Genomic DNA, 15794 nt, shown 5'->3' with positions numbered 1-15794 from the left:
TAGTGGGCTTTTGCGCACAAGCCGTTGGTGCGACAAGGCATGATCTGTTTTCCTTGCCCGGAGTGCCCGCCATGGCCGACAACGCTTCCCTTCATGCCCGCCGCGAACAGGCCGTGCCGCGCGGCGTGGCCTCTTCCACCGCCGTCTTTGCCGATCGCGCCGACAATGCCGAACTGTGGGACGTGGAAGGGCGCCGCTACATCGACTTTGCCGGGGGCATCGCGGTGCTCAACACCGGGCACCGCCATCCCAAGGTGATCGCGGCGGTGCAGGCGCAACTGGACCGCTTCACCCACACCGCGTTCCAGGTCAGCCCGTATGAAAGCTATATCGCGCTCGCGGAAAAATTGAACGAAGCCGCCCCATTTTCCGGCCCGGCCAAGACTCTGCTGCTGACGACGGGGGCCGAGGCCACGGAAAACGCGGTGAAGGTTGCGCGTGCCGCCACCGGTCGTTCCGCCGTGATCGCGTTTACCGGCGGGTTCCACGGCCGCACCCTGCTGGCCAGCGCGATGACCGGCAAGACCACCCCCTACAAGCGCCGCTTCGGGCCGATGCCGGGCGAAGTGTTCCACGCGCCGTTCCCCACGGGCCTGAATGGCAACACGGTGGAACGCACGCTGGAAGCGATCCAGTACCTGTTCGCCGCCGATGTGGAGCCCGAGCGCGTGGCGGCCTTCATCGTCGAGCCGGTGCAGGGCGAGGGCGGGTTCCATGTGGCGCCGACCGAATTCCTTGAAGCGCTGCGGGCGCTGGCCGACCAGCACGGCATCCTGCTGATTGCCGATGAAGTGCAGGCCGGCTTTGCCCGCACCGGCACGCTGTTCGGCATCGAGCATTCGGGCGTGGAGCCGGACCTGGTCTGCGTGGCCAAGTCGCTCGCCGGGGGCTTTCCGCTGGCCGGGCTGATCGGCCGCGCGCCGATCATGGACGCGCTCGATCCCGGTGGCCTGGGCGGCACGTATGGCGGTTCGCCCATCGGCTGCGCGGCGGCGCTCGCCGTGCTGGAGGTGATTGCCGAAGAGGGCCTCTGCGCCACCGCCACCGCCATCGGTGCGCGGATGCGCGCGCGGGTGGAGGGCTTTGCCGCCGCCGGTCTGCCCGTGGCCAATATTCGCGGGCTGGGCGCGATGTTCGGGTTCGACGTGACCAATGCCGCTGGGGAAACCGATGGCGCCGTCGCCAAGGCGGTGACCGCTGCGGCGCTCGATCTGGGGCTGATCCTGCTGTCATGCGGCACCAAAGGCGAAACCATTCGCGTGCTTGTGCCGTTGACGGCATCGGATGAATTGATCGACGAAGGCTTCGATCTGGTGGAACAGGCCCTGGCAACGGTGGCCGGCAAGGTGATGGCATGAACGATATTCTGGAAGTGACCCGCCCCGCGCTGCGCCGCGCCGACTTGTGGCGCGAGGCCGCTTTCGTGGCGGGCGAATGGCGCAAGGGCGCCAAGACCATCGCGGTGGACAATCCCGCCACCGGCGCGGTGATCGGCCATGTGCCCGATCTGGGTGCGGCCGAGGCGGAAGAAGCCGTGGCTGCTGCCCAGGCCGCGTTCGGCCCGTGGAAGGCCAGGACGGCCAAGGAGCGCGGCGCCGTGCTCAAGCGCTGGGCCGCGCTGATGCTGGAACATGCCGACGATCTGGCCACGATCATGACCGCCGAACAGGGCAAGCCGCTGGCCGAGGCCAAGGGCGAAGTGGGCTATGCCGCATCGTTCCTGGAATGGTTTGGCGAAGAGGCGCGGCGCATTCGTGGCGACGTGATCGCCCCGCACCAGGCGGACCGGCGGCTGGTCGTCACCCGCCAGCCGGTGGGCGTGGTGGGCGCGATCACGCCTTGGAATTTCCCGCTGGCGATGATCACGCGCAAGGCCGGCCCGGCCCTGGCGGTGGGCTGTCCCATCGTGATCAAGCCTTCGGAATTGACCCCCTTTTCCGCGCTGGCGCTTGCCGTTCTGGCCGAGGAAGCTGGGCTGCCCAAGGGGCTGCTTAGCGTGGTAACCGGCCAGGCCAAGCCGATCGGCGAAGTGCTGACCGGCGATCCGCGCGTGGCCAAGTTCACCTTCACCGGTTCGACCGCGGTGGGCAAGCTGCTGGCCGCGCAGTGCGCCGGCACGGTGAAGAAGGTCAGCCTGGAACTGGGCGGCAACGCGCCGTTCATCGTGTTCGAGGATGCCGATCTCGATGCGGCGGTGGAAGGGGCGCTGGCTTCCAAGTTCCGCAACACCGGGCAGACGTGCGTCTGCGCCAATCGCCTGCTGGTCCATGCAACGGTGCACGATGCCTTTGCGGAAAAGCTCGCCGCGCGCGTGGCCGCGTTCCGCGTGGGCCCTGGGCTGGACGGGCCGACCGACCAGGGGCCGCTGATCGACGATCGCGCGGTGGCCAAAGTGACGGCCCATGTGGCCGATGCCGTGGCCAAGGGTGGCAAAGTGCTGACCGGCGGGCATCAGGCCCAGGCGATCGGCGCGCGCTTCTTCGAACCCACGGTGATTGCAAACGTGCGGGCCGATGCGCTGCTCAACCGCGAGGAAACCTTCGGGCCCCTGGCAGGGCTGGTGCGCTTTTCCAGCGAGGCGGAAGCCGTGGCCCTGGCCAACGACACGCGCTCGGGCCTGGCGGCCTATGCCTATACCAACGATGCCGCGCGGCAGTGGCGCCTGACCGAGGCGCTGGAATATGGCATGGTGGGCATCAACACCGGCCTGATTTCCACCGAAGTGGCCCCGTTTGGCGGGGTGAAGGAATCGGGCCTGGGCCGCGAAGGTTCGTATCTGGGCGTGGAAGACTATCTTGACGTGAAGCTGGCCTGTATCGCAGTGCCAGCCGCATAAATCGCGCGCGGCGCCGGATGGCTGGTAAAAAATCCCGCCATTCGGCGCTGTGGCGCCAAAAATAGGGAAAAATCATCAGCGAATTTCCCATATCATCCCGCTGAGATCGCAATGGATCACTTTGGGAGTTCAGGCCATGCTTGTCGGCACCGTCAAGGAAATCAAGAACCACGAATATCGCGTCGGGCTGACCCCCGAGAGCGCGCACGAACTCGTGGCGCATGGGCACACCGTGCTGGTCGAAACTGGCGCCGGGGCCGGCATCGGCGCTGCCGACGAAGCCTATCTGGCCGCCGGCGCGCAGATCGTGGCGACGGCAGCCGAAGTCTTTGCCCGCGCCGAGATGGTGGTCAAGGTCAAGGAACCGCAGGCGGTGGAACGCGCCATGCTGCGCGAAGGGCAGATCCTTTACACCTACCTGCACCTGGCACCCGATCCAGAGCAGACTGCCGACCTCGTCAAGTCGGGTGCGGTGTGCATCGCTTATGAAACCGTGACCGATGCCACTGGCGGCCTGCCGCTGCTCAAGCCGATGAGCCAGGTGGCCGGGCGCATGGCGATCCAGGCCGGCGCAACCGCGCTGGAAAAGGCCCATGGCGGGCGCGGCGTGCTGCTGGGCGGCGTGCCGGGCGTGCTGCCGGCCAAAGTGGCGGTGATCGGCGGCGGCGTGGTGGGCTTCAACGCCGCGCAGATGGCCGCCGGCCTTGGCGCCGACGTGACGATCATCGACCGCAGCCCCGAAGTGCTGGAGCGCCTGTCCAACCATTTCGAAAGCCGCGCCAAGACGCTCTATGCCGGCAAGGCCAATATCGCCGCTGCCGTGGCCGAGGCCGACCTGGTGATCGGCGCGGTGCTGGTGCCCGGTGCCGCCGCGCCCAAGCTGGTGACGCGCGAGATGCTTGCCACCATGAAGCCCGGCGCGGTGCTGGTGGACGTGGCCATTGACCAGGGCGGCTGCTTTGAAACCAGCCACGCCACCACCCATGCCGAACCGACTTACGTGGTGGACGGCGTGGTGCACTATTGCGTGGCCAACATGCCGGGCGGCGTGGCGCGCACCAGCACTTATGCGCTCAACAATGTGACGCTGCCCCATGCCCTGGCGATTGCCAACCTGGGCTGGAAGGCCGCGCTGGCGCGCAACGTGCACCTTGCCAACGGCCTCAACGTGGCGTTCGGCAAGGTCACGTATGAAGCGGTGGCAAAGGACCTGGGCTATACCTATATCCCGGCCGCCGACCTGATCGGCTGACGCCAAGCCCTTTGGAGATGCGATGATCCACACCGACCATGCCGCGCTGCGGGCCGCGCTGGACGAGGGCACGGGGCTGTGCACGGTGGTGGGGATCGACGGAAGCTTCTCGCGCCGCGTCGGCGCGCAGATGGCGGCCAGCCGGGCCGGCGTGGCGCAAGCCATCGCCGGCTCGCTTGCCGATGTCTGCCTGGAACGGCAACTGGCGGGCGATCTGGCGGGGCTGGCGCCGGGCGCCGTGCCCATGCTGCAGCGCTATGGCCGCGGATCGCCGATCATCGATTTCCGCCTGCCGTGCGGTGGTGGGCTGGACATCCTGCTCGATCCCGCGCCCGATCGCGCCGCGTTGGCGCAAGCCGTGGCGGCGCTGGATGATCGCCAGCCGGCCAACCTGCCGCTGCCGGTGCCCGATGACGCGCCCGCACACCTGCTGCGCGCGCGGCCCTATATTCCGCCGCTGTCGCTGGTGCTGCTGGGCGAAGGGGCCGAACTGGCCGCGACGGCAGCACTCGCCCAGACCATGGGCATCGCCACGCAGGTCTATGCCAAGGAAGACGCTGGCGCCCTGCGCCTGGGCGGCGTGCCGCAAGGGGCGCGGGCCGATGCCTGGACGGCGGTGCTGCTGCTGTTCCACGATCACGAATGGGAGCGCACGATCCTGCGCTGGGCGCTCGATACCCCGGCCTTCTACATCGGCGCACAAGGCGGCCTGCGCGCGCGCATGGCGCGGCTGGAAGACCTGGCGCGCGACGGCGTGAACGAAACCCAGCTTTCGCGCGTGACCAGCCCCATCGGCCTGATCCCGCGCACGCGCGAGCCGGGCGTCTTGGCGTTGTCCGCGCTGGCGGAGATTCTGGGCGCTTATGAGGGGCTGCATCCGCTGGCGTGAGGGCCGCCCCCTCCGACGGCCTGCGACCGCCACCTCCCCCGAGGGGGGAGGGTCTATCCGTTCGATCCTCCGCCCTCGGGGGAGGTGGCAGCCCGCAGGGCTGACGCAGGGGGTAGCAGCGCTTCCGCACGCGCCAGGTCTTCGGGCGTGTCGACATCCAGTGCTTGTTCGGCCGTGAGCGCCAGCTTGGGCGCATCACGCAAAAGCGCACCTGCGCCGCGATCGCCGGTCAGCGCCATGAGCGCGGGAAAATGCTGCGCGCCGAGCAGGGCGGGGGGCATGGGCTGGCCGTTGCAAATGCTGGTCAGCCGGTCCCCATCGAACCGGTCGAGCATCGCGGCGAAATGCTGCGCCGGAACCAGCGGCATGTCGGCCAGGGCGATCAGCACCGCGTCTGCCCCTTGCACGGCGGCAAGGCCCAGCGCAAGCGAGCGCGATTGCGGAGCATCGGGCGGATCGAGCGCTATGCGGGTGAAGCCGGGCAAGTCTGGCACGCCGGGTGCGGCCACCAGGATGCGTTGCGCCAGAGGCAATGCGGCCGTGGCGGCGGCGACATGTTCGATCACCGGCTTGCCCGCCAGCAGGGCCGAGAGCTTGCCACCGCCAAAGCGGCTGGCGCGGCCCGCCGCGAGCAGGACCAGGGCGATGCGGCGCTCGGTCATCGCGCGCGCCGGATGCGGCTTTCGCTGATCAGCGGGGCCGGGCGGTTGATGAAGGTTTTCAGGGCAAAGCTGCTTTGCACATGGGCGACGCCCTCGATTTGCGTGAGCCGTTCGAGCAGTTCGCGATAGTGATCGAGATCGCGCACGACGCAGCGCAGCAGGAAGTCCGACCCGCCCGACATCAGGAATCCGCTCATGATTTCGGGCAGTTCGGCAACTTGCGCCTCAAAGCGGTCCAGTGCCTCGCGCTGTTGCCGTTCAAGCGTGACCGAGACGAACACGCTCATCTTGCCGGCCAGGGCGCGCTCGTCGAGCCGGGCGAAGTAGCCGGTGATCAGGCCGGCCGCCTCCAACTGGCGCACGCGGCGGATCGTGGGGGTGAGCGAGAGGCCGATTTCCTCGGCCAGGTCGCGCCAACTCATCCGGCCATCGCGGGTGAGGCATTGCAGGATGCGAATATCCCAGGAATCGAGTTCGGGCGGAGCGGTGGTTTCGGCCATGCAGCGTGAATGCACCATGATATGGCGTGATGGTAGTGCAAAATACTGGCACGGGATTTTACCGGTGCGGCATTTGGCAACCCTTTCCAACCCTTTTGCGTTATCCTGTCATGACCGTTCAAGGCTTGGGAGAGAAAGCCCGTGGCAGAAATCGCCAACCAGCAGCCCCTGGCGCTGCATGTGCCCGAGCCCAAGGCCCGCCCCGGCGCGGCGCCCGACTGGCGCGGGTTGTTCCTGCCCAAGGCGGGCGCCCAGCCGCGTCCCGACGAGGTCTGCGCCGCGTCGGAAACCTGGCCGTTGTGCACCGACCTGATCCGCGTGCTGGACGAAGAAGGCCATGCACAAGGACCGTGGAATCCCCGGCTGGACGCGGAAACGCTGCGCGCCATGCTGCGCAACATGGCGCTGACCCGCGCGTTTGACGAGCGCATGTTTCGCGGCCAGCGCCAGGGCAAGACCAGCTTCTATATGAAGTGCACGGGCGAGGAAGCCACCTCGGTGGCGCCGGCGATGGCTCTGGCCGCCGATGACATGGTCTTTCCCAGCTATCGCCAGCAGGGCATCCTGATCACGCGCGGCTATCCGCTGACAGAGATGATCAACCAGATCTATTCCAACAAGGCGGACAAGCTGAAAGGCCGGCAGTTGCCGATCATGTATTCGGCGCGCGACTATGGCTTTTTCACCATTTCGGGCAACCTCGCCACGCAATTGCCGCAGGCGGTGGGCTGGGCCATGGCCAGCGCGATTTCAGCAGACACGCGCATTGCTGCCGCCTGGGTGGGCGAAGGATCGACCGCCGAGGGCGATTTCCATTCGGCGATGACCTTTGCCACGGTCTATAACGCGCCGGTCGTGCTCAATGTGGTCAACAACCAGTGGGCCATTTCTAGCTTTTCGGGCTTTGCCGGGGGCGAGCGGCAGACCTTTGCCGCGCGCGCCATCGGCCATGGCATTGCCGGGTTGCGCGTGGACGGCAACGATCCCCTGGCGGTCTATGCCGCCACGCGCTGGGCCGCCAACCGCGCGCGCAGCAATGCCGGCCCCACGCTGATCGAGCATTTTACCTATCGCGCCGAGGGGCATTCGACCTCCGACGATCCCTCGCAATATCGCAGCGCGCAGGAGCGCAGTTCGTGGCCGCTAGGCGACCCGATTGCGCGGCTGAAAGACCACCTGATTGCCCTGGGCGAATGGGACGAGGAGCGCCAGGCGGCGATGGACCTGGACCTGGCCGAGCAGGTGAAGACCGCCACCCGCGCGGCGGAGGCCAATGGCGTGCTGGGCCACGGCCTGCACCATCCGTTCCACACCATGTTCGAGGACGTGTTCGAGACGCTGCCGTGGCACCTTCAGGAGCAGAGCGAGCAGGCGATGCGCGAGCGGCGGATCAAGTGGCCCGATTGGCGGCCCGAGGACGGAGACGATATGCCATGAGCGAGCCTGTGACGTGCCGCCGCATGACGATGATCGAGGCGATCAACGACGCGCTCGACGTGATGATGGCGCGTGATCCGTCCGTGGTGATCATGGGCGAGGACGTGGGTTATTTCGGCGGGGTGTTCCGCGCTACCGCCGGCCTGCAGAAGAAATATGGCAAGACCCGGGTGTTCGATACCCCGATCAGCGAATGCGGGATCATCGGCGTGGCGGTGGGCATGGGCGCCTATGGCCTGCGCCCGGTGCCCGAAATCCAGTTTGCCGACTATATCTATCCCGGCCTTGATCAGCTCGTGTCGGAAGCGGCGCGGCTGCGCTATCGCTCGGCGGGGGAGTTCATTGCACCGCTGACCGTGCGTTCGCCCTTTGGCGGCGGCATCTTTGGCGGGCAGACCCACAGCCAGAGCCCGGAAGCGCTGTTTACCCATGTGGCGGGCCTTAAAACGGTGATTCCTTCGAACCCCTATGATGCGAAGGGGCTGTTGATCGCGGCGATCGAAGACAACGACCCGGTGATCTTTTTCGAGCCCAAGCGCATCTACAACGGGCCGTTTACCGGCGCCTATGACCGGCCGGTGGAGCCGTGGAGCAAGCACCCCGACAGCGAAGTGCCCGAAGGCCACTACACCGTGCCGCTGGGCAAGGCCCGCGTGGTGCGCGAGGGCGAGGGCGTGACGGTGCTGGCCTATGGCACGATGGTGCACGTGGCCCACGCGGTGTGCGTGGACAAGGGCGTGGACGCCGAAGTCATCGACCTGCGCACCTTGGTGCCGCTGGATATCGAGACGATCAAGCAATCGGTGCGCAAGACCGGGCGCTGCATGATCGTGCACGAAGCGACGCGCACGGGGGGCTTTGGCGCAGAGCTTTCCGCCCTGGTGCAGGAGCATTGCTTCTATGAACTGGAAGTGCCGATCGAGCGCGTGACCGGGTTCGACACGCCCTATCCGCACAGCCTGGAATGGGCCTATTTCCCCGGTGCCGTGCGCATCGGCGAAGCCCTTGACCGCATTTGCAAGGATTGATCCCATGGCGCTTTACACCTTCCGCCTGCCCGACATTGGCGAAGGCATTGCCGAGGCCGAGATCGTGGCCTGGCATGTGCAGCCAGGCGACATGGTGGGCGAGGACAGCCCGCTGGCCGACATGATGACCGACAAGGCCACCGTGGAGATGGAAAGCCCGGTGGCGGGGCGCGTGGTGGCGATCGCGGGCGAAGTGGGCGAGCGGATTCCGATCGGCTCGATGCTGGTGGAAATCGAGGTTGCCGATGTTGGGGCGGGGGCTTCGACGGGCTCAGCCCGAACGGAACCTGCGGAAATTGCCCCAAGTTCCGTTCGCCCTGAGCCTGTCGAAGGGCCTGGGCCGGAGGTTGAGGTTGCGCAGGGGGCTTCGACAAGCGCAGCCCGAACGGAAACCAGGCAAGAAACCTCAAAACTCGTTCGCCCTGAGCTTCTCGAAGGGCGGGAAAGCATGCGCGTCCTGGCCAGCCCGGCCGTGCGCCAGCGCGCGCAGGAACTGGGGATCGATCTGGCGCAAGTGCGCCCCTCGCAGGATGGGCGCGTGCGCCATGGCGATCTGGACCAGTTCCTGGCCTATAACCGCAGCTATGCCCCGGCGGGCGTGGCGCGCGCGGACGAGCAGGTGAAAGTGATCGGCCTGCGCCGCCGCATTGCCGAAAACATGGCGGCATCGAAGCGCGCGATCCCGCACTTTTCCTATGTGGAAGAATGCGATGTGACGGCGCTGGAGGAACTGCGCGCGCAGCTCAATGCCGGGGGGCTCGATCGTCCGCGCCTGACCATGCTGCCGCTGCTGATCGTGGCGATCTGCCGCACGTTGCCGCAGTTTCCCATGCTCAATGCCCGCTATGACGATGAAGCGGGCGTGGTGACGCGCCACGGCGCGGTGCATCTGGGCATGGCGACGCAGACCCCGGCTGGCCTGATGGTCCCGGTGATCCGCAACGCGCAAGACAAGAACCCCTGGGCGCTGGCGCAGGAAATCGCGCGGCTGGCCGAAGCCGCGCGCAATGGCACGGCCAAGGCGGACGAGCTTTCCGGCTCGACGTTCACGATCACTTCGCTGGGGCCGTTGGGTGGCGTCGCGACGACGCCGGTGATCAACCGGCCCGAAGTGGCGATCATCGGCCCCAATCGCATCGTCGAGCGGCCGATGTTCGTGCCCGATGGCCTGGGCGGCGAGCGCCTAGCCAAGCGCAAGCTGATGAACATTTCGATCAGCTGCGACCACCGCGTGGTCGATGGCTGGGATGCCGCCAGCTTCGTTCAGGCCGTGAAAAAACTTATTGAAACGCCCGCTTTGATCCTGGCGTGATGGCGGGAGCGCGGTTGCGCTCCCCCCACCCATTCAAAAATCCGACGCGCGGGAGGCGGCGCGCGCCTTGGCAAACATGTCGCGACGAAAGCCCTCGAAGGCGACGCGCTGGTCGTGGCCGTTGTCCTTGGGATAGTCGCGGTATTCATCGATGATTTCGTCGAAGATCTCGCGCATCTCTTCCTTGTGATCGGGGTGCGAGAAGATGTGCAGGCGGTTTTCGCGCATGGCGTCGAGCGTGCGCTGCGCGATCACGTCCGGCTCCATGCCGAATTCGTGCACTCCGGCCAGGCGCTCCACCGCTTCCTGGTTCACCGGCTTGGCCCCGGCTTTCAGCCCATCGGGGCGGATCGCGTCGCTGGCATAGATATAGCTTTTGACCAGGCCGGGGCACAGCACCGACACTCCGATGCCATATTGCAGCAGGGAATAGTGCAGCGATTCCGAAAGACCGCGCACGGCGAACTTGGTGGTGTTGTAGATGCCCGGCGTGCCGGCGGCGAGGAACGCGGCCATCGAGGCGGTGTTGGTGATGTGCCCGCCCTTTTGCGTGCCGGCCTTCACCCGTTCCACCATGCGCGGAACAAACGTCATCACGCCGTTGATCACGCCGTGGAGATTGACGCCGAGCAGCCAGTCCCAGTCGTCATAGCTCGATTCCTCGATCGGCTGGAAAAGGTTCACCCCGGCGTTGTTGAAGAGGAGCGAGACCGGGCCGAATTCGGCCTCCACCCGGTCGGCCGCATCGCGGAACGCCTCGCGGCTCGATACGTCGAGCTGCACGCCCATGACTTCGCGATTGTCGAGGCTGGCCAGGGCCTTGTCGATCGAATCCTGGCGAATGTCGGCAATCGCCACCTTGCAGCCTTCGTTGAGCAACTGGCGGACGAGGCCGATGCCGACGCCATTGGCGCCGCCGGTGACAAAGGCCGTGCGGCCGGCAAAATCCTTCATGGTCTTTCCTCTCCTTCCGGTCAGGCCGGCGTCTTTTCGGTGCGCGCGGCCTTGAGCGCGTTTTGCCGTTCGATTTCGGCGGTGATCGCCGGGTTGCGGAACAGCATGGCAAAGGTCTGCTTGTATTCCGGGTTTTCCGGCAGGTGGGTTTGCACCGCGGCCGTGGTCGCTTCACCGCGCTCGCGCACGCCCACCAGGAATTCGGAATGGGTGAGGATGTAGAGTTCGTCGTTCAGGATGCCTTCGAGCACGCGCTGGCCGACTTCTTCCTTGGTCTGGTAGAGGTGCGAGAAATTGCCCCCGGCCTGGCGCCGCTTGTCGGCTTCGGCATAGCCGGTTTCGGCCAGGTCTGCGGGGCGCGTCTTGCCCGCTTCGGCAATGTTGGACTGCACGGCGCCGGGGCAAAAGGCCGAGCAGATCACGCCACGCGGTTCGAGTTCGGGGCGCATGCATTCCATCATCGAGGTGACGGCGGCCTTGCCCGAGGAATAGATCGTGGTGGCGGCTGCGGGCACCAGCGCGGACATCGACGCGGTGTTGACGATATGGCCGCCTTCGCCATGGGCGAGGATGCGCGGCAGCACGGTGACGATGCCGTTGATCGTGCCGCCCAGGTTCACCCCCATGACCCAGTCCCAATCGGCAAAGGTGGCAAGGTCGGTGGGGCCGACCACGGCCACGCCGGCATTGTTGACCAGCAGGTGGATCTTGCCAAAGCGCGCCTCGATCGCGTCGGCCACCTCGGCATAATTCGCGCGGTTGGTGACATCGAGCTTGAGCGCCAGGATGCGATCGGTGGCGCCATCGGTCCCTTGCGCCAGTTCGGCGCCGCCCTCGGCCAGGTGATCGTCGCGAATGTCGGCGATGGCCACGTTCATGCCCGCGCCAAGCAGCGCCTTGGCAATGCCCAGGCCGATGCCGCTGGCCCCCCCGGTGACGAGTGCCGTCTTGCCCGCAAGATTCTGCATGCTTCCTCTCCGATTGTTTCGATGTAACGTTTGTTATGATGACCAGCGCCGGCTGCGGCGCGGAATCTGTTTTTCGCCTTACCTATTCACTACCTGGGAATTGTATGCAAGACTAACAATGCACCGGATCAAAAGGCCCCGATTCAAGCTCTGTGTCAAACAGGGGCCGGCCGGGAGAGGAGACAAGCGATGGCAGGTGCAATGGCGCCGACGCTACCTGATGACGGGGTGGCGGCGATTCAGGCAGAAGCCGATGCGGCGCAAGGCGCGCCGGGCGGCGGAACCGACGCACGAAGCTGGCCTTCGGCAGGGGCGGCGTGGTTCGCGCTCTTTGCCATCGTGCTGGCCACGTTCCTCAATTTCTTCGACCAGACGGTGTTCGGCATGCTGGCCCAGCGCATCAAGCTGGACTTCGGGCTGAGCGACGAACAGCTTGGCTTTCTGGGTGGGCCGGCCAGCGTGATCTTTTTCGTGGTGGTGGGCATTCCGCTGGCGCGACTGGCCGATGTCTATCCCCGGCGGCTGGTGCTGGCAGGGGGCATGCTGGCCACCGGCACGATCATGGCGCTGGGCGGGCTGGCCCAGGGCTTTGGCCAGTTCGTGGGCACGCGCATGTTCCTGGGCGCGGGCGGATCGGCGCATGCGCCGGCATCCTATTCGCTGCTGGCCGATTTCTTCCCACCACGAAAGATCACGCGCGCCTTTGCCGTGCTGCAACTGGGCTTCATCGGCGGGACCACGGTGGGCGTGGCGCTGGGCGGCAAGCTGATCGTGTGGCTGGCGGGCGTGTCCGATCCGGTGGTGCTGGGCCTGCACGTGCATTCCTGGCAGCTGATCCTGCTGGGGCAGGCCGCGCTCGGGCTGGTGGCGGCGCTGCTGCTGCTGGCGATTCGCGAGCCGGCGCGGCGGGGCCTGGCGCCGGCCGCGAGCCGCGGGGCAGACCTGGAACGCCCCGGTCTGGGGCGGCGCATCCTGGCGTTCACCGGGCTTGATGCCATGCGTGCGATCCATGCGCGCGGGCGGGTCTATTATCCGCTGTTCCTGGGGCTGGCGCTGGCGGCGGTCGAGACGTTCGGCCTGGCGTTCTGGCGGGTGCCGTTCATGATCCGCACGTATGGCTGGGACGAAGGGCGGATCGGCATGGTCATGGCCCCGATGCTGCTGGTCAGCTCGTTGCTGGGCGTGTTCCTGGGCGGTGTGTTCGTGGAATGGATGGCCAAGCGCCACAAGGATGCCAACGTGCGCTGTGCAGCGATACTGTTCGGCCTGGTCACGGTCTGCGCGATCGTCTCACCCCTGATGCCCACGGGCGAGACGAGCCTGGCGGTCATGGCGCTGAGCGGCATGTTCGGCCTGGCTGGGGCCGTGCCGCAGAACGCCGCGATCCAGCGCATCGCGCCCAATGAAATGCGCGGGCAGGTAACAGCGATCTATCTGTTCATGTTCACCTTTTTCGGTGCGATGGGCAGCTTTGTGGTGGGCGTTGTGGCGCAGCGCATCGTGGGCGTGGAAGCACAGTTGTGGAAGGCGCTGGTGATCACCGCCGCCGCCCTGCTGCCGATTGCGACGATCTCGATGATCCTGGCCATCCGCCCCTATCGGGAGGAAGTGGCCCGCCTGGAGGCGCAAGGGCGTTGACAGCCCGGTCCCGATCCGCAATTTGTTAGTTAGACAAACAAAGTGGAGAGAGTGATGACGGGCGAAACCGGAAGCGATCGTATTGCCGCGCTAGAGGAAAAACTGGCGCAAGTGGAAGCGCGGCTGACCGTGCGCGAAGATGAACTGGACGTGCGCAAGCTGCAGCACCTCTATGGCTACCTGATCGACAAGTGCCTCTATAACGAGACGGTGGACCTGTTCACCCCGGATGGCGAAGTGCGCTTCTTCGGCGGCACCTGGAAAGGCAAGGAAGGCATTCGCCGGCTCTATGTGGAGCGGTTCCAGAAGCGCTTCACCTATGGCAACAACGGCCCGATCGATGGCTTCCTGCTCGACCATCCGCAGTTGCAGGACATCATCGACATCCAGCCTGACGGCGTGACCGCGCTGGCGCGTGCGCGCTCGATGATGCAGGCCGGGCGCCACAAGGATTTCGAGGGCGATGCGCCGCACCTCAAGGCCCGGCAGTGGTGGGAAGGTGGCATTTACGAGAACACCTACAAGAAGGTGGACGGCAAGTGGCACATCCATATCCTGAACTACATGCCGATCTGGCACGGCGACTTTGAAAGCGGCTGGGCCAATACCCCGCCCGAATACGTGCCGTTCCCCAAGGTGACTTATCCCACCGATCCCACCGGGCCGGACGAACTGCTGGAAGGCCACTGGTTGTGGCCCACCCACAAGATCACCCCGTTCCACATGAACCATCCGATTACCGGCAAGCCGATCGAAGCGCAGCGCCTGCAGCGCGACCTCGATCACGATGCCGCCATCGCTGCGAAGTAAGCCACAGACCATGACGACAACCGCCTATCCCTCGCTTTGCATGATCATCAACGGCCAGCGCGTGAGCGGGGGTGGGCGGCGCACCCATGCCGTGGTCAACCCGGCCACCGGCGCCGTGCTGGGCGAATTGCCGCTGGCCGACGCCGCAGACCTCGATGCCGCGCTGGAGGCGGCCGCCCAGGGTTTTGCCCTGTGGCGCAAGTCCACCCCGCAGCAGCGCGCCGCCGTGCTCAATGGCGCGGCACGGCTGATGCTGGAGCGGCAGGAAGACCTCGCCCGCGTTGCCACGCTGGAACAGGGCAAGACCCTGGCCGAGGCGCGGATTGAAGTCTTGATGAACGTGGGCCTGTTCCAGTTCTATGCCGGGGAAGTGCAGCGTATCTATGGCCGCGCGCTGGTGCGACCCACCGGCATGCGATCGACCGTGACGCACGAGCCGGTGGGGCCGGTGGCGGCCTTTGCGCCGTGGAACTTCCCGCTGGGCAACCCCGGGCGCAAGCTGGGCGCGCCGGTGGCGGCGGGCTGTTCGGTGATCCTGAAAGCGGCGGAGGAAACCCCGGCCAGCGCGCTGGGCGTGCTGCAATGCCTGCTCGACGCCGGGCTGCCGCCGCAAGTGGCCCAGGCGGTGTTCGGCGTGCCCGATCAAGTGAGCCGGCACTTGCTGGGCAGCCCGGTGATCCGCAAGCTGTCGTTCACCGGATCGACCCAGGTGGGCCAGCATCTGGCCAAGCTGGCGGCCGACGACATGAAGCGCACCACGATGGAACTGGGCGGCCATGGCCCGGTGCTGGTCTTTGCCGATGCCGATCTCGACCGCGCGATCGAAACCGCCGTGGCGCACAAGTATCGCAACGCCGGGCAGGTCTGCGTCAGCCCCACGCGCTTCATCGTGGAAGGGCCGGTGTTCGAGGCGTTTCGCGATGGCTTTGCCGCGCGCGCCTCCCAGGTGCGCGTGGGCAACGGGCTGGACGAAGGCGTGCAGATGGGGCCGATGGCCAACCCGCGCCGGCCCGAAGCGATGGAACGGCTGATCGGCGATGCGCGCGCGCGCGGCGCACGGCTGCACACCGGGGGCGAGCGGATCGGCAATGCCGGCTTCTTCTTTGCGCCCACCGTGCTGTCTGACATTCCGCTCGATGCCGCGATCATGAACGAGGAGCCGTTCGGCCCGGTGGCGCTGATCAACCGCTTTGCCGATGCCGATGCGATGATCGCGGAAGCCAACCGCCTGCCCTATGGCCTGGCGGCCTATGCCTGGTGCCAGGGCCACGCCACGCGTGCCCGCGTCGCGGCCGAAGTGGAAACCGGGATGCTGGGCATCAACACCACGATGATCGGCGGGGCGGATGCGCCATTTGGCGGGGTGAAATGGTCGGGCCACGGGCACGAGGATGGGCCCGAGGGCCTGATGGCGTGCCTGGTGACCAAGACCGTGCACGAAGCCTGATGCGCCCCGTCATGTGCCCAGTCATACGCAACGTCATGGCTGGGCAACACTGTGGCAAAGC

At 66.5% G+C, this 15794-nt stretch carries 14 protein-coding genes; 10 read left to right on the top strand and 4 right to left on the bottom strand.

The genetic code is table 11. From position 1 onward, the window contains the following. Positions 1 to 71: 71 nt before the first annotated feature. The 4 genes from gabT (at position 72) to R9J51_RS00220 (ending at position 4977) form a co-directional block, all read left to right on the top strand. Complete coding sequence (gene gabT / locus R9J51_RS00235; RefSeq protein ID WP_179505528.1) at positions 72 to 1358, top strand: 4-aminobutyrate--2-oxoglutarate transaminase; 1287 nt, start codon at positions 72 to 74, stop codon at positions 1356 to 1358. Beyond that, positions 1355 to 2836 carry an NAD-dependent succinate-semialdehyde dehydrogenase gene (locus tag R9J51_RS00230; protein WP_179505527.1) on the top strand — a complete coding sequence of 494 codons (1482 nt, stop codon included), beginning with the start codon at positions 1355 to 1357 and terminating at the stop codon, positions 2834 to 2836. The genes gabT and R9J51_RS00230 overlap by 4 nt, the downstream gene beginning before the upstream one ends. 136 nt (positions 2837 to 2972) lie before the next feature. Next, positions 2973 to 4088 carry an alanine dehydrogenase gene (gene ald, locus R9J51_RS00225; RefSeq protein ID WP_179505526.1) on the top strand — a complete coding sequence of 372 codons (1116 nt, stop codon included), beginning with the start codon at positions 2973 to 2975 and terminating at the stop codon, positions 4086 to 4088. Positions 4089 to 4110: 22 nt separating this feature from the next. Then, a complete protein-coding gene (locus R9J51_RS00220) occupies positions 4111 to 4977 on the top strand; it encodes an XdhC family protein (protein WP_179505525.1) in 867 nt (288 codons plus the stop codon). Positions 4978 to 5030: 53 nt separating this feature from the next. On the opposite strand, the gene R9J51_RS00215 is transcribed toward R9J51_RS00220, so the two are convergent. Continuing rightward, positions 5031 to 5639: a nucleotidyltransferase family protein gene (locus tag R9J51_RS00215; protein WP_179505524.1), complete on the bottom strand. Its 609-nt coding sequence runs from the start codon at positions 5637 to 5639 to the stop codon at positions 5031 to 5033. After that, entirely contained in the window at positions 5636 to 6139 is a 504-nt protein-coding gene (locus tag R9J51_RS00210; protein WP_168556501.1) for an Lrp/AsnC family transcriptional regulator, read from the bottom strand. Before R9J51_RS00210 ends, R9J51_RS00215 begins: the two co-directional genes overlap by 4 nt. Positions 6140 to 6280: 141 nt before the next feature. On the opposite strand from R9J51_RS00210, the gene R9J51_RS00205 reads away from it, so the two are divergent. Genes R9J51_RS00205 through R9J51_RS00195 form a run of 3 tightly spaced genes read left to right on the top strand, consistent with a single transcriptional unit; the run spans position 6281 to position 9916 of the window. Further along, positions 6281 to 7576, top strand: coding sequence for a thiamine pyrophosphate-dependent enzyme (locus R9J51_RS00205; RefSeq protein ID WP_179505523.1), 1296 nt, complete (start codon positions 6281 to 6283; stop codon positions 7574 to 7576). Further along, entirely contained in the window at positions 7573 to 8604 is a 1032-nt protein-coding gene (locus R9J51_RS00200) for an alpha-ketoacid dehydrogenase subunit beta (protein ID WP_432787729.1), read from the top strand. The genes R9J51_RS00205 and R9J51_RS00200 overlap by 4 nt, the downstream gene beginning before the upstream one ends. 4 nt (positions 8605 to 8608) lie before the next feature. Further along, a complete protein-coding gene (locus tag R9J51_RS00195) occupies positions 8609 to 9916 on the top strand; it encodes a dihydrolipoamide acetyltransferase family protein (protein WP_179505522.1) in 1308 nt (435 codons plus the stop codon). Between the two features lie 33 nt (positions 9917 to 9949). Here the strand turns inward: R9J51_RS00195 and R9J51_RS00190 are convergent, their stop codons facing one another. Both R9J51_RS00190 and R9J51_RS00185 read right to left on the bottom strand, forming a co-directional pair. Then, positions 9950 to 10870 carry an SDR family NAD(P)-dependent oxidoreductase gene (locus R9J51_RS00190; RefSeq protein WP_169476561.1) on the bottom strand — a complete coding sequence of 307 codons (921 nt, stop codon included), beginning with the start codon at positions 10868 to 10870 and terminating at the stop codon, positions 9950 to 9952. Positions 10871 to 10890: 20 nt separating this feature from the next. Then, the gene (locus tag R9J51_RS00185; RefSeq protein WP_168556505.1) at positions 10891 to 11838 is read right to left on the bottom strand and encodes an SDR family NAD(P)-dependent oxidoreductase; all 948 of its coding nucleotides are present in this window, start codon (positions 11836 to 11838) and stop codon (positions 10891 to 10893) included. A 189-nt stretch (positions 11839 to 12027) separates the two neighbouring features. Between R9J51_RS00185 and R9J51_RS00180 the strand changes: the two genes are divergently transcribed. Genes R9J51_RS00180 through R9J51_RS00170 form a run of 3 tightly spaced genes read left to right on the top strand, consistent with a single transcriptional unit; the run spans position 12028 to position 15733 of the window. After that, positions 12028 to 13476, top strand: coding sequence for an MFS transporter (locus R9J51_RS00180; RefSeq protein WP_246866137.1), 1449 nt, complete (start codon positions 12028 to 12030; stop codon positions 13474 to 13476). A 54-nt stretch (positions 13477 to 13530) separates the two neighbouring features. Then, on the top strand, positions 13531 to 14286 hold the full coding sequence (locus R9J51_RS00175) for a nuclear transport factor 2 family protein (RefSeq protein ID WP_168556506.1): 756 nt from the start codon (positions 13531 to 13533) through the stop codon (positions 14284 to 14286). A gap of 10 nt (positions 14287 to 14296) precedes the next feature. Continuing rightward, complete coding sequence (locus R9J51_RS00170) at positions 14297 to 15733, top strand: NAD-dependent succinate-semialdehyde dehydrogenase (protein ID WP_179505521.1); 1437 nt, start codon at positions 14297 to 14299, stop codon at positions 15731 to 15733. The last annotated feature ends 61 nt before the right edge of the window (positions 15734 to 15794 follow it).

This window comes from Novosphingobium rhizosphaerae, assembly GCF_050920675.1.
Lineage (GTDB): Bacteria > Pseudomonadota > Alphaproteobacteria > Sphingomonadales > Sphingomonadaceae > Novosphingobium > Novosphingobium rhizosphaerae.
Note: the sequence above shows the minus strand (reverse complement) of the source record. Positions and strands in the feature narration are given on the sequence as shown.

Coding starts and splice junctions, on each gene's coding strand:
- gabT (WP_179505528.1), top strand. CDS start 72: ATGGCCGACAACGCTTCCCTTCATGCCCGCCGCGAACAGGCCGTGCCG.
- R9J51_RS00230 (WP_179505527.1), top strand. CDS start 1,355: ATGAACGATATTCTGGAAGTGACCCGCCCCGCGCTGCGCCGCGCCGAC.
- ald (WP_179505526.1), top strand. CDS start 2,973: ATGCTTGTCGGCACCGTCAAGGAAATCAAGAACCACGAATATCGCGTC.
- R9J51_RS00220 (WP_179505525.1), top strand. CDS start 4,111: ATGATCCACACCGACCATGCCGCGCTGCGGGCCGCGCTGGACGAGGGC.
- R9J51_RS00215 (WP_179505524.1), bottom strand. CDS start 5,639: ATGACCGAGCGCCGCATCGCCCTGGTCCTGCTCGCGGCGGGCCGCGCC.
- R9J51_RS00210 (WP_168556501.1), bottom strand. CDS start 6,139: ATGGCCGAAACCACCGCTCCGCCCGAACTCGATTCCTGGGATATTCGC.
- R9J51_RS00200 (WP_432787729.1), top strand. CDS start 7,573: ATGAGCGAGCCTGTGACGTGCCGCCGCATGACGATGATCGAGGCGATC.
- R9J51_RS00195 (WP_179505522.1), top strand. CDS start 8,609: ATGGCGCTTTACACCTTCCGCCTGCCCGACATTGGCGAAGGCATTGCC.
- R9J51_RS00190 (WP_169476561.1), bottom strand. CDS start 10,870: ATGAAGGATTTTGCCGGCCGCACGGCCTTTGTCACCGGCGGCGCCAAT.
- R9J51_RS00185 (WP_168556505.1), bottom strand. CDS start 11,838: ATGCAGAATCTTGCGGGCAAGACGGCACTCGTCACCGGGGGGGCCAGC.
- R9J51_RS00180 (WP_246866137.1), top strand. CDS start 12,028: ATGGCAGGTGCAATGGCGCCGACGCTACCTGATGACGGGGTGGCGGCG.
- R9J51_RS00175 (WP_168556506.1), top strand. CDS start 13,531: ATGACGGGCGAAACCGGAAGCGATCGTATTGCCGCGCTAGAGGAAAAA.
- R9J51_RS00170 (WP_179505521.1), top strand. CDS start 14,297: ATGACGACAACCGCCTATCCCTCGCTTTGCATGATCATCAACGGCCAG.